A 13,625-nucleotide genomic window follows, 5' to 3' on the forward strand; every position below is an offset into this window, starting at 1 on the left:
CGCCATTAGGTTCCGATCATGAACGCCGGAAGTCTCGATGGGCGCGGCGCGCGCGCGCTCCTGGACCGCCTTGTCTCGATCGCGGCCCGCCATGTCCTCGGCGCGTCCCTCGCCATTGCGCCCGGCGCCGCGTCCATCACGCCGGTGCTGGAGGATCTCCTCTCCTTTCATCCCGGGTGGATGACACGGAGCGTGACAACGCATGACCCCGCAGGGGGCAACGATGATGGATATCGCCCGGGGATCGCGCTCGAGGGGGACCACCGGGTCCTGTTCCATGCCCGCGGGGAGGGGAGAATCGCGCGGATCTGGATGACCGCCCCCCGCGCGGAGCTCGAGAGGCCGGACCAGGAGATCTGGATCGAGATCGACGGACACACCGCGTTCCGCGGGTCGCCCGGCGATTTCTTCGGGGGTAGGGGCCCCTGGAGATCACCTCTCGTGCTCGACGTGGACGCGAGCTCGGGCGCGTACACAAGCTACGTCCCCTTCGCCTGGTCGAGCGAGGCCAAGGTCCTTTTCCGGGGCGTTCCCATCTATTACCAGATCACCTACCGCGAGGGCCCCGGGGCCGCGTCGGGACCGACGCCCGAGGAGCTGTCGCGATTCATGACGGAGGACTGGACAGCCCCCCTGCCTGCCCCGTCGCGCCGGGAGAGCCTGAGCGCCAGCGCGCCGCTCGTCCTGGCGACTGGCCCCGCGACCGTATCAGGGATCGACGTTCACATCCCGGCGGGGGGCTTGAACGACCTGTCGGTGAGGATCGGCGGACAGCCGCCCATACCAGCGTCGTTCTTCTTCGGCCTCGCCAGCTCGGGCACCGACGCCGACGGCGGATGGACGACCTTCAGGAGCGCGCTGCACGCCGCCTGGACGCCAGACGCCGCAGGGGCGGGCAGGCTCGCGACGCGCCTGCCGATCCCGCTGGCCGAAGGCGAGGTGCTCTCGCTCGAGGCCGCGCCCGGGCAGGAGATCGCGGGTGTCGAGGCGGCCGTCGATCTCGCGCCCGCCCGCCGAGGCGTGCGGCTGATCGCGCAATACCGCGATCAGATGGCCCCCGGACGCGAGACGACGATGCCCCTCTTCGAGAGCGATGAGCCGCTCCAGCTCGTCGCGCTTCTCGAGGAGATCAGCGGCGGCCGGCCGAACGATCGGACGTACCTCGAGGGCGACGAGATGATCCGGACCGACGGGATGTCGCACCCGCTGCAGATAGGGACCGGCACCGAGGACTACTTCAATGGAGGCTTCTATTTCCTGGGCGCGCACCATAACCCCTTCAGCGGCCTGCTCCGCTTCCTCGTCGTGGATACCGAAGATGGATGGAAGAACGCCACGTTCGTCCATTCCCTGTACCGCCTGCACCTGGCCGATCCCATCGTGAGCCGCTCCGGTCTGCGCTTCGGCATCGAGGCCGGGCCGACCGGCGCCTACACGCCGCTGCGGGTGCGCTCGCTGGGCCTCTCCTACGCATTCTCGGAAGTTCAGGTGATCGGTGAGCAGGAGGTCCGTGCGGCCGGGCGGCGGCGGCTCGTGCATTCGGCCGTCGACGCCGAGCGGATCGAGCTCCGGCGGCGATCCTGGTCCAGCGAGGGCCGCGGGATCACCCGGATCGAGGTCGCATGCCCGTCCGATGCGCGCGGCCTGCTGCTGCTCCGCGCGTACTCCGCGGCGAACGCCCCGCAGACGGCGCGGGTGAGGCTCGACGGGCGAGAGGTCGGCGTGCTCCACGAGATGCAGGCGAACCCTGTCCGGTCGCTCGCCGAGGACGCGCTCTGGATCGACCTCCTCCCCGAACAGTGCGGCGCAGGCAGGCGCCCGGTCCTCGAGATCGACGCGACACACTCCCCGGCGCCCTGGAGCGAGCGGGGTTACACGCTGCGGTTCTTCTCCGGACCTCCCACGCCTCAGCTCACGCAGGGGCCCGCGGTGAAGATCTTCGATTCGGAGAGCCTCCCCGGAGGGCCGTTCTATGTGAACGATCACTCGATGATCCAGCTCGCCGACGGCCGCTGGATCCTCACCGGGATCTTTCACCTCGAGCCTTATCGACCGGACGCCGAGCGTGAGTTCGTCCTCGCCACCGCGCCTGGCCCCGGGCCGGTGAGCTGGGTGGAATCCGTCTCACCGAGCCTCACGCTGGCGCCGGTGCGCTTCTCGATTCGCGCCCTCTCCGACGAGCGCTGGATCTGGGCCCCGCACATCGTCAGGGACCGGGACGGAAGCCTGGTCATGATCTTTCACGTGGGCACGCACGATCCCGATCGATCCGGCTTCCGGATCGCGCGATCGCGCGACGGGTTTACCTGGAGCCGCGAGGGAGGGACGCTGTTCGAGGACATCTGCGTCGCCCGCGATCCGATGCTCGCCCGGCTCGGCGATCTGTGGGTGGTGTACTATACGCGCTGCGCGTCGATCGAGTCGCCCCTGAGCGGCGTCGCCTACCGCACGTCGCTGGATCTCTTCCACTGGAGCCCGCCGGCCATGGCGCTCACGCTCGGGCCGGAGACGGCGATGCGCAACAGCGGTTATACCGAGTCGCCGTTCGTGTTCGAGCGGAAAGGGTGGTTTTACCTGACGCTCACCAGCTATCCTGTCGACTACGACGCCACGTTCGTCTACCGCTCGCGCTCGCCGTTCGCGTTCCCGCCGCGCGCCGTCGCCAGGCTGCGCGCTCACGCGGCCGAGTGGGTCGCGGAGCGCGGCGATTTCACGTCGGGGCGCCTGTTCTTCACGCACGCAGGGGCCGGGAAGGGCGGCGTGTTTCTCCAGGAGCTCCTCGGCCTCTGAGGCGAAGGCGGCGCCGCCGAGCTGACTGAGCGGCGCCGTCCGACCCGGGTCGACCTGCGCGCGCGCTCGCCGGTTCGACCCGGGTGAATGACGAGCTGCAGGCGAGCGTGGCGCCGGGATGAGCTTGCCTGCGCCGGGTGCAGCCGAGGACTCCCATGGTGCTTGTCGGACGGATCTCCGCCGGCGACATGCTCGCCCGCGCGAGCGTGGCGGCGATCCGTCGACTATCCTCTCGCGCCCATGAGCGTCCATGTCGTCGTGTGCGCGTTCGCGATTGCCCTCCTCGCCGCGTGCTCCAAGACGTCGTCATCGGCGACGACGTCGACGGACGCGGGCGCGGGCGCGACGCGCGGCGCGCGCCTCCGCATCGCCGTCGTGCCGAAGGGCACGACACACGAGTTCTGGAAGAGCGTGCACGCAGGCGCGGTGAAGGCCTCGCGCGAGCTCGACGTCGACGTCGTGTGGAAAGGGCCGCTGCGGGAGGACGACCTCAAGGCGCAGGTCGATGTCGTCTCGAGCTTCGTCGCGCAGGGCGTGTCCGGCATCGTGCTCGCGCCGCTCGACGCCGCGGCGCTGAGGGCGCCGGTGAGGGCGGCGAGGCAGGCGAAGATCCCGGTGGTCGTGTTCGACTCCGATCTCGCCAGCGACGATCACGTGAGCTTCGTGGCGACCGACAACGAGGCGGCCGGGAGGCTCGCCGGTGAGCACCTCGGCAAGGCGATCGGCGAGAACGGCAAGGTCGTCGTGCTCCGTTACCAGGAGGGCTCGGCGAGCACGCAGCACCGCGAGAAGGGGTTCCTCGACGCGATCCGCGCGATTCCCGGCGTCACCGTCGCGAGCGAGAACCAGTATGGCGGCGCCACCACGGAGTCGGCGTTCCACAAGAGCGAGAGCCTGCTCCTCGCGCAGAGGGCGGAGGAAGGGGCCATCGCCGGGGTCTTCACGCCGAACGAGTCGACGACGTTCGGGATGCTCCAGGCGCTCCGCAAGACGAACGTCGCGAGGAAGGTGACGTTCGTCGGCTTCGACGCGTCGGAGAAGCTCCTCGGCGCGCTGCGCGAGGGCGACATCGAGGCGCTCGTCGTGCAGAACCCGTTCAACATGGGGTACGTCGCGGTCAAGACGATGGTGGCGCACCTCCACGGAGAGAAGGTCGAGGCGCGCATCGACACGGGCTCGCGCGTCGTCGCGAGGCAGGACCTCGACGACCCGGCGGTGCAGGAGATCGTGAGACCCGACCTCGCCAGGTGGCTCGGGGAGTGAGCGGCCCGTGGGCGGAGAGCGCGCGCCCCTCCTCGAGGTGACCGGCCTCGCGAAGGCGTTCGGCCCGAACCCGGTGCTGCGCGACGTCTCGCTGCGGGTAGCGCCCGCGAGCCTCCACGCGCTCCTCGGCGAGAACGGCGCGGGCAAGAGCACGCTGGCGCGCGTCCTGCTCGGCATGGAGCGCGCGGACGCAGGCGCGATCCTGCTCGGAGGCGCGCGGTACGCGCCGGCGTCGGCCGAGGAGGCGCGCCGCGCGGGCGTCGTCCTGGTGCCGCAGGAGCGGACGCTCTGCGCCCACCTCACGGTCGTCGACAACGTGGTGCTCGGGATCGAGCCGCTCGCGCGCGCGCGGCTAGGGCTAGGGATCCGGGATCGCTCGCGCGCGCGCGCCGTCGCGCGGGCGGCGATCGCGCTCGTCACCGCCGATCCGGGCCGCGTGCCGCTCGACGCGCGAGCCGGGGAGCTCGGCGTCGCCGATCAGCAGCTCGTCGAGATCGCGCGGGCGCTCGCGCAGGGCGGCCTCCGCGAGGACGGGCGGCTCGCGGCGCGGCTCCTCGTCCTCGACGAGCCGACGTCGAGCCTGGGCCAGTCGGACGCCGCGCGCCTGTTCGAGCGCGTCGGCGCCCTGCGAGGCGCCGGCCTCGCGGTGCTGCTCGTGACCCACTTCCTCTCTGACGTGCGCGCGCACGCCGATCGCTACACGGTGCTCCGCGACGGCCGCGTCGCGGGAGAGGGCGATCCGCGCGAGATCGAGCCGGCGCAGATCGTCCGCGAGATGCTGGGCCGCGCGCTCGATAACGCGCGCGCGAGCGCCGACACGCGCGTGACCGCGGTGTCCGAGGCGGCGCGCCCGGACGGCGGTGAGGTGGTGCTCGAGGCCGAAGGCATCTCCGGCGTGAAGCGGCCGAAGCGCGCGTCGCTGAGGCTGCGCCGGGGGGAGATCCTGGGCATCGCCGGCCTCGTGGGCTCGGGGCGGACGGAGCTGCTCCGCATCCTCGCGGGGCTCGATCCGAGGCGCGGCGGGACGGTCGCGCTGCGCGCTCCTCGCGGGATCGGCCTGCTGAGCGAGGATCGCGGCGGGGAAGGGTTGATGCTCGGCCGCTCGCTCGCCGAGAACGTCTGGCTCTCGCCGCGCGCCCCGCGCTTCGCCAGGCCGAGGTCGCTCCTCTCGGAGGGGGCGCGCTGGATCGAGAAGCTCGCGATCCGCGCACGCGGGCCGGAGCAGCGCGCCGGCGAGCTCTCGGGCGGCAACCAGCAGAAGGTCCAGATCGCGCGGCTGCTCCGCGAGGACTTCGACGTGCTCCTCGTCGACGAGCCGACGCGCGGCATCGACGTGGCGAGCAAGGCGCAGGTGCTGGCGCTGCTCCGCGATCTGGCGCGCGCCGGCAAGGCGATCGTGCTCGTGTCGAGCCAGCTCGACGAGCTCGTCACGACCTGCGATCGCATCGCGGTCCTCCGCAGGGGGACCCTCGACCCGCCGCGGCCCGCGTCGTCATGGACCGAGGCGTCGCTCCTCCTGGAGGTATCCTCGTGAAGAAGCGTCCGCCGTGGGTGGGGCCGCTCGTCGCGCTGCTGCTCGTCTATGCGCTCTTCGCGGCGCTGACGCCCGACACGTTCCTGCGCAGCCAGAACCTGCTCACGATGGCGCGGCAGACGGTGGTGGTCGGCATCTGCGCCGTCGGCATGACGCTCGTCATCGCGACCGGCGGGATCGACCTCTCCACGGGCTCGCTCGTCGCGTTCACGACGGTCGTGCTCGCGAAGCTCCTGCGCGCCGGGGTGCCGGCGCTCCCGGCGGCGCTCGTCGCCGCGGCGGCGGCGGGCCTCGTGGGCGCCCTCGTCGGGACGCTCGTGGGGCGGGCGCGGATGGTGCCCTTCGTGGTGACGCTGGGCACGATGAGCGCGCTGCGCGGCGCCGCGAAGGGGCTCGCGTCCGAGCAGAAGATCGACGCGGATCCGCGCGGTCTCGACGCGCTGCTGTCGTCCGATCTCACCGCGCCCGGGCTGTGGATGACGGCGGCGCTGGCGATCCTGGTCTTCGCCGTGCTCATGTTCACGCGCTTCGGGCGGCACGTGTTCGCGGTCGGCAGCAACGAGGCCGCGGCGCGCCTGTGCGGCATCGACACGGGGCGCGTGAAGATCGCGGTGTACACGCTGTCGAGCCTCCTCGCCGGCGTCGCGGGGGTGATGGAGTTCTCGACGCTGACGGTGGGTGACCCGACCGACTCGATCGGCCTGGAGCTCGAGGTCATCGCGGCGGTTGTCATCGGCGGCGCGCCGCTCTCGGGCGGCGAGGGGAGCGTCGCGGGGAGCGTGATCGGGGCGCTGCTCATCACGGTCATCCGGACCGGCGGCGTCCACCTCGGGCTGCCGAGCTGGGTTCAGGAGATCGCGACGGGCGCGATCATCGTGGTCGCCGTCGCGGTCGACCGGGTACGGCGCGAGCGCGGGGCGCGCGCCGCCGCGGGCTGACGCTGATTCGACGCGCGGCCGGTGTGTCGAGGCGTGTCCGATGCTCACGGATCCGAGGGAGCAAGCGGGCCAGGTCGGGCTCGCCTGGCGTCGTGGGCCGCGCACAGGCGGCCTCGGCGCCTGGATCAAGGGCAGGGGCTCGGGCTGCACATCGCTCACCGCGCGGCGGAGCTCCAGGGCTTCCGCCTCGGTTTGCGGCCGTCCTCAGGGGATCTGCACCTCGGTGGAGCCGATCTTCTTCGGATCGTTCGGATCGTTGATGTTGTCCCAGCGGCGGTACAGCTCGACGGCAAAGGCCCCCTTGCTCAGGCCCTTGATGGCCATGTCGATGTCATAGCGGCAGTCGCACCCGGCCACGGACCCGGGGTCCATGTCCACGGGTTGCACGAGCACATCCACCCTGCTGTCGGCGATCCGGACAAACCCTTCCACCTCCTGATCACATCGGAACTGCGCGGCGCGGTACTCGATGTGAACAGCGCCGCGCTCGGGCGTCGCCACGAGCGCCTCCTGCACCGTGTCTTCGGACACGCCCGCCTTGCACTCGCTCTGGGTGAGGCCCTCGATCGCCTCCGCATCCTCCCAGCCCTCGGGCAAGTCCGCCCCGCCACAGCCGACCACCAGGAGCGCCGCGACCATCCACGCCATGTTGTGCATCTCGTCCCTCCGATGAACTCTCATAGCAACGTGTGTGCCTGGTGTGTGCCCCCAACCTCACAGGGCGCAGCGGCTGATCGCGGGGGACATCCGTGTCGCGGGTGTGCCATGGGCTCTTCGGTCGCTGTGGGATCGATGAGCGGACCGCCGCACGACGGAGGTACTCTGCGATGATGCCGGCGACTGGCCACGCGAGGAGCGAGCGGCCCGAGAGGTGTCCACGCCGCTGAGCAAAACCTTTCGGATCGAGGAGGGCGTGATGCGGCGATCGCTGGGACTGATGATCGTGTGCTTGTCGATGGCGACCGGGGTTGCGGCTTGCGGGGACGACCAGCATGGGGGTGACGGGGGGACAGGCACGGGCGCCGCCGGAGCGACGAGCTCCTCGGGAGCCGGCCCGGGCTCGGGCGGCTCGACGCCGGAGCCCCCGGTGCATGAGGGCGACGGCCCCGCGGCAGGCAACCCGGAGGGGAGCTGCGCTGTCCCGGCCGAGGCCCGGGCCGCCGACACCTCGTCACCGACGACGGTGATCGGCGACGGGACGCCGGAGAGCTGCACCTCGGAGGCTGTCGTCAGCGCCGTCGCGGCCGGCGGCATCATCACATTCGACTGCGGCCCGGAGCCGATCACCATCACGCTCGAGGAGACGGCGAAGATCTTCAACGATACGGGCCCCGAGATCGTGATCGACGGCGGCGGGCTCGTGACCTTGAGCGGGGGCGGGCAGCGGCGGATCCTCTACATGAACACCTGCGACGAGGCGCAAGTCTGGACGACGCCGAACTGCGACAACCAGGATCACCCGCGCCTGACGGTCCAGAACCTCACGTTCTTCGGCGGCAACTCGACGAACGATGACGACGAGGGCGGCGGAGCCATCTTCGCGCAAGGCGGGCGCCTCAAGGTCGTCAATTCACGCTTCTTCAACAACACGTGTGATCCGACAGGCCCCGACATCGGCGGCGCCGGGATCCGGGCGTTCATGCAGTACAACGGCCTTCCGCTCCACGTGGTGAACAGCACCTTCGGCGGCGCCGAAGGCTACGGGAACGAGTGCGCGAACGGCGGCGGCATCAGCAGCATCGGCGTCTCCTGGACGGTCATCAACAGCCTGTTCTCCCACAACCGCGCGCTCGGCAACGGCGGCAACCCCGCGATGGCCGGGACCCCGGGCGGCGGCAGCGGCGGGGCCATCTACAACGACGGTGACACGATGACGCTCACGCTCTGCGGGACCCGGATCGAGCGAAACGAGGTGAACGCCCACGGGAGCGCGATCTTCTTCGTGAGCAACGATCACACCGGAAACATCGTCATCGACCGGTCGGTGATCACCAACAACATCGGCGGGTCGTGGTACCCGACCTATCCGCAGATCTCGAACCACGACGACACGCCGATCATGGTCACGGCGTCGACCATCGAGTGAGCGCGGCCGGTCGCGCGTGGCGCTGGCGCCGGTCACCGGGGTCGCCCGACGCTCCCCTGCGCGGTCGGGCGCCGCCGGACCTATTCAGCTCACCGCGAACTCCGTAAGCTCGCCAGCGCAGGCCGCAGCCCTGCGCGCAATGTCGGCACCCGTTCGTCTGTTCCTCTCCTCTGCCGCCGCGGACGCCGCGCTCTGTGCGGAGCTCGTGGCCCACCTGAAGCCCCTGGAACGGCAGAGGGTCGTCGAGGTCTGGCACGACGGCCGGGTCCACGCCGGCGGAGAGCCGGCGACCGAGGGGCTGGCGAGGCTCGAGGCGGCGGAGGTCGTGGTGCTGCTGGTGAGCCCTGCGTTCCTGGCGTCGGATCGCCACGTCCACGAAGAGGCCGCGCGAGCGCTGGCCCGGCGCGCTGCGGGCGAGGTCGAGGTCGTGCCGGTGCTCGTCCAGCACTGCACCTGGGAATGGACCGAATTCGGCAAGCTCATCCCGCTGCCCAGGCAAGCGCCGGTCGGCGCCTTTCCGGACCGGAATCAGGCCTGGACGGAGATCGCGCGGGGCCTGCGCGCGGTGGCCGAGGGCGTCGTCGCTCGGCGGCCTTCCGCCGGCGGCCGGCGCACGCTGGCAGCGGGGCTGCCGCGAGCCGAGCGGTGCATCGGCCGCGACGCCGTCGTCGAGACCCTCGGCGCGGCGCTCCTGCGTGAGCCGCCCGAGCGCATACTGCTCCTCGGACCAGCGGGGATCGGCAAGAGCACGGTCAGCCTGGCGGTCCTGCACCAGCCCTGGATCGTGGCCCATTACGGGGAGCGGCGCTTCTTCGTGCCGCTCGACGCCGCGCCGGACGCGGAGGCGGCTACCGCAGCGCTCGCCGCCGCGCTGCGCGTCGCCTCTGGACCGGATGTCTGGCAGCGAGCGCTGTCGTTTCTCGCCGCGGAGCCCGCGGTGCTCGTGCTCGACAACCTGGAGACCCCCTGGGACGGCGAGGATCAGGCCGGGACCGAAGCGCTGCTCGCGGAGCTCGCGGCGCTGCCGGAGCTGGCCCTCGTGGTGTCCGTGCGGGGCGCGGGCCGCCCCGGCCGGGTCGCTTGGGCCCCTCCGCTGGAGCTCCGGCCGCTCAACGCGGCCGAGGCCGAGGAGATGTTCTGCGCGATCGCGGGCGAGGTGCACCGGGGCAAGCCGGCGCTCTCGGCGCTCCTTTCGCTGCAGCAGGGTGTTCCGCTGGCGATCGCGTTGCTCGCGCACGCGGCCCAAGGCAACGACCTGATCAACCTGCAAGAGGAGTGGGAGGCGCGCCGGACGGCGGTGCTGGAGCGCGACAGCGGAGCGCGCAACCGGCTCCGGAGCTGGAAGGCCTCGCTGGAACTATCGCTCGGGTCTCCAAGGATGACGGCTGGGGCGGGCCGCCTGCTGTCGGTCCTCGCGTTGCTCCCGGACGGGATCGCGCAGCGGGATCTCGCGGCGCTGCAGCCAGGCGCGGGACCGGCAGCGGCGCGCGCGCTGGCGCAGGTGGGTCTGGCCTATTTCGAGGGCGGCCGGCTGAAGATGCTCTCGCCCGTGCGCGAGTACGTGAAGGAGGTAGTTCAGCCGTCCGTCGAGGATCTCGGGCGAGCGATGGAGCACTACGGCGAGCTGGCGCGCACGCTCGGTCCGGTGCCAGGGAGGACCAGCGGCGCGGAGGCCGCGGTGCGGCTCGCGGCGGAGACGGCGAACGTGGACGCGATGATCCGGTGCGGGCTCGAGCAGGCCGGTACGGAGCGATGGATGGATGCGGCGGTAGCATTGACCCGCTTCGCGCGTTTCTCCGGGAACACGGTGCCGTTGTCCCTCGGGCGAGCGCTCGAGGTGGCGCGGCGCGCCGGCGACAGGCGGCGAGAGGCGACATGCATCGAGAGCCTCGGGGACATCGCGCGGGCGCGCTCGCAGCACGAGGAGGCGAGGGCGCGCTACGAGCAGGCGCTGCCGCTCTACCGGCAGGTGGGGTATGTGCTCGGCGAGGCCAACTGCATCAAGAGCCTCGGGGACATCGCGCGGGCGCGCTCGCAGCACGAGGAGGCGAGGGCGCGCTATGACCAGGCGCTGCCGCTCTACCGGCAGGTGGGGCATGCGCTCGGCGAGGCCAACTGCATCCGGAGCCTCGGGGACATCGCGCGGGCGCGCTCGCAGCACGAGGAGGCGAGGGCGCGCTACGACCAGGCGCTGCCGCTCTACCGGCAGGTGGGGCATGTGCTCGGCGAGGCCAACTGCATCCAGAGCCTCGGACACATCGCGCTGGCGCGCTCGCAGCACGAGGAGGCGAGGGCGTACTACGACCAGGCGCTGCCGCTCTACGGCCAGGCCGGCAATCTGCTCGACCTGCTCGGCGAGGCCAACTGCATCCGGAGCCTCGGGGACATCGCGCTGGCGCGCTCGCAGCACGAGGAGGCGAGGGCGCGCTACGACCAGGCGCTGCCGCTCTATCAGAAGGTGGGCGATGTGCTCGGCGAGGCCAACTGCATCCAGGGCCTCGGGGACATCGCGCTGGCGCGCTCGCAGCACGAGGAGGCGAGGGCGCGCTACGACCAGGCGCTGCCGCTCTACCAGCAGGTGGGCGATGTGCTCGGCGAGGCCAACTGCATCAAGCGTCTCGGGGACATCGCGCTGGCGCGCTCGCAGCACGAGGAGGCGAGGGCGCGCTACGACCAGTCGCTGCCGCTCTACCAGCAGGTGGGCGCCGTGCTGAGCCAGGCCAACTGCATCAAGCGTCTCGGGGATATCGCGCTGGCGCGCTCGCAGCACGAGGAGGCGCGGGCGCGCTACGACGAGGCCCTGCCGCTCTACCGGCACGTGAGGAATGTGCTCGGTGAGGCCAACTGCATCCAGGGCCTCGGGGACATCGCGCTGGCGCGCTCGCGACATGAGGAGGCGAGGGCGCGCTACGACCAGGCGCTGCCGCTCTATCAGCAGGTGGGAAACGTGCGCGGCGAGGCGAACTGCATCATGAGCCTCGGCGCCGTCGCGCTGGCGCGCTCGCAGCACGAGGGGGCGAGGGCGCGCTACGACCAGGCGCTGCCGCTCTACCGGCAGATCGGCGATGTGCTCGGTGAGGCCAATTGCATCACGCGTCTTGGAGACATCGCCCTGGCTCGCAGCGATGCCAACGCTGCCCGCGCTCATTACAAGCAGTCGCTCGCCCTGTACCAGCGAATCCCGGATCCCTACTCGATCAGCGGGATCCTTCGTCACCTTGCCCTCATCTCGGCGTCTGACAGCGCCGGTCAGCCTCGGGATGTCGAAGCTGCGCGCAGCGGGTCGAGCAGCCTCGAACCGCTCGACTTCGACGTGGACGCAGACCGAACCTTGCCTGGTCACCTCGGATGAGCACCCGCGACGGCGGAGCGCGCGCCGAGGGCGGGCGCCCGGCCGTGACCTCATCCGGTCACACTCTGCCCCCGCCGCGCGATGAAGGGGGATGCCGAACCGCCGCTCACCCCCCGGACCGCATCACCTGCTCGCGCTCGCGCTGGCCGCCCCCGCCGCCCCCGCGCGCGCCGAGACCTGCGCCGCCACCGAGAGCCAGGCGCTCCCGGACGCGCTGCCGATGCGCGACTTCGCCGCCCGCCTCGGCGAGCGCATCGACGCGTGCGCCGCCGAGGCGCGGCGCCCCGACGCCGAGCGCTTCTGCGCGGAGCACGGGCTCGAGTGCGGCGGCGGGCGGGTCCGCGACTACGTGCGCGTCCGGACGCTCTTCGAGATGACGCGCGACGGCGGTCCGTTCCGGCTGCGCTGGAGCATCACCGATCGCAACCCGACCGCCTGGCACATCTGGGCCGCATGGAGGCAGAGCCCTCCGCTCGCGTCGTCGGCCGGGCCCTCGGCGACGGCGGAGTGCGACGAGCTCTCGGCGCTCTTCGCCGGGCTCGCGCGCCGGCTCGACGTCCGCGGGGTCGGCCTCTTCTGGCCGACGTGGAACCACACGATCGCCGCGTGGGACGTGGCCCCGTCCGTCCGCGTGCTGGTCCCGACGTCGCAGATCTTCCTCTCGTGCGACGCGACGTTCGACCAGACCACGTTCCTGCCGTCGAAGCAGCGTGTCGTCTACGAGCTCCGCCCGACCGACGCGCTCGACAGCGTGCCCGTGCCGCGGCCCCTGGCGACGTTCCTGCTCGATCAGGTGGCGCACTACGCGGGCGCGTCGCTCGACGTGCTCGCGATGATCCGGACGCACCGGGCGCTGCGCTACGGATCGAGCGTGCCCGCGTCCTGCGGTGAGGGCGCCGCCGCGGCTGCGAAGGCGCTCCGGGCGCGGCCGCTCTCGCCGGCAGACCGCCGGGCGCTCGCGCGCTACGGAGCGACGGAGCTGGGGCTCGCCGCGGCGTCGGCCGAGGCGGCGCTCGCGCAGATCGCGCGCTGACCGCGCCGCGCGGCGCTCAGTCCTCGCCCTGGACGCGATGGATGATGTACCTCGCGGCGAGCTTCCCGAGCTGGCTCGCGGCGGTCCGCGCGCGCCCTCCGCTCGATGGGTTGGTCAACGAGGCTGGCACCGCGGTGTCGATCAAGAACTCGTCGAACACGCCCCCGGCCGGATCGGTGAGCTGCACCATCGCCTTGAGGCGTGTCTTCTTGTTGATCACGACCGCGAAGACGCCGGGCTCGTAGAACGTCACGTTCGCGCGGAGAAAGAACGGCGCGTCGGCTGCGCTCCTCGCCCTGACGATGGCGACGCCCTCCGACGCCGCCGTCGCGATCAGCGCCTCGGTGAACTCCTCGTTCATCGCCGCCTTGTCCTCCTGCCAGCTCTGCTGCTGCTCGGCGTCTTTCTCCGCCATCCAGTCGGCCTCGGAGCCGTCGCCGACCTGGAGGCCGTAGAAGACGATCGGGACGACCGCGAAGCGCCGCTGGCTGTAAAACGGGTTCGGCACCGCTTCACGCATGGTCTTCCAGGGGTGCCCGCACGCGGCGAGCAGGGGAGCCAGGCAGAGCATGAAGATCCAGAGCGCATGGCGACGGTGCACGGAGGGCCTCCTTGGGAAGCGGTCAGCT

Annotated in this window: 9 protein-coding genes; 7 read left to right on the forward strand and 2 right to left on the reverse strand. The window is 71.6% G+C overall.

Translation table 11 applies throughout. The features are described from left to right. The first annotated feature begins 18 nt into the window (after positions 1–18). The 4 genes from WMF45_RS18940 (at position 19) to WMF45_RS18955 (ending at position 6,525) form a co-directional block, all read left to right on the forward strand. Entirely contained in the window at positions 19–2,790 is a 2,772-nt protein-coding gene (locus tag WMF45_RS18940) for a DUF2961 domain-containing protein (protein WP_437718280.1), read from the forward strand. Between the two features lie 240 nt (positions 2,791–3,030). After that, positions 3,031–4,053, forward strand: coding sequence for an ABC transporter substrate-binding protein (locus tag WMF45_RS18945; RefSeq protein ID WP_437718281.1), 1,023 nt, complete (start codon positions 3,031–3,033; stop codon positions 4,051–4,053). Positions 4,054–4,060: 7 nt separating this feature from the next. Then, complete coding sequence (locus WMF45_RS18950) at positions 4,061–5,587, forward strand: sugar ABC transporter ATP-binding protein (RefSeq protein WP_437718282.1); 1,527 nt, start codon at positions 4,061–4,063, stop codon at positions 5,585–5,587. After that, on the forward strand, positions 5,584–6,525 hold the full coding sequence (locus WMF45_RS18955; RefSeq protein ID WP_437718283.1) for an ABC transporter permease: 942 nt from the start codon (positions 5,584–5,586) through the stop codon (positions 6,523–6,525). Before WMF45_RS18950 ends, WMF45_RS18955 begins: the two co-directional genes overlap by 4 nt. Before the next feature lie 204 nt (positions 6,526–6,729). Here WMF45_RS18955 and WMF45_RS18960 read toward each other — a convergent pair whose 3' ends face one another. Beyond that, positions 6,730–7,182, reverse strand: a complete 453-nt coding sequence (locus WMF45_RS18960; protein WP_437718284.1) for a hypothetical protein — start codon at positions 7,180–7,182, stop codon at positions 6,730–6,732. A 259-nt stretch (positions 7,183–7,441) separates the two neighbouring features. Here WMF45_RS18960 and WMF45_RS18965 point away from each other — a divergent pair, with 259 nt between their 5' ends. From WMF45_RS18965 to WMF45_RS18975, 3 genes are all read left to right on the forward strand, one after another. Then, positions 7,442–8,611 carry a hypothetical protein gene (locus WMF45_RS18965; protein WP_437718285.1) on the forward strand — a complete coding sequence of 390 codons (1,170 nt, stop codon included), beginning with the start codon at positions 7,442–7,444 and terminating at the stop codon, positions 8,609–8,611. A gap of 139 nt (positions 8,612–8,750) precedes the next feature. Next, the gene (locus WMF45_RS18970) at positions 8,751–11,963 is read left to right on the forward strand and encodes a tetratricopeptide repeat protein (RefSeq protein WP_437718286.1); all 3,213 of its coding nucleotides are present in this window, start codon (positions 8,751–8,753) and stop codon (positions 11,961–11,963) included. A 91-nt stretch (positions 11,964–12,054) separates the two neighbouring features. Then, positions 12,055–12,996, forward strand: coding sequence for a hypothetical protein (locus WMF45_RS18975; protein WP_437718287.1), 942 nt, complete (start codon positions 12,055–12,057; stop codon positions 12,994–12,996). Between the two features lie 16 nt (positions 12,997–13,012). Here WMF45_RS18975 and WMF45_RS18980 read toward each other — a convergent pair whose 3' ends face one another. After that, complete coding sequence (locus WMF45_RS18980; protein WP_437718288.1) at positions 13,013–13,597, reverse strand: hypothetical protein; 585 nt, start codon at positions 13,595–13,597, stop codon at positions 13,013–13,015. Positions 13,598–13,625 lie beyond the last annotated feature (28 nt).

It is taken from the genome of Sorangium sp. So ce448, from assembly GCF_051520915.1.
Taxonomy (GTDB): Bacteria; Myxococcota_A; Polyangia; order Polyangiales; family Polyangiaceae; genus Sorangium; species Sorangium cellulosum_B.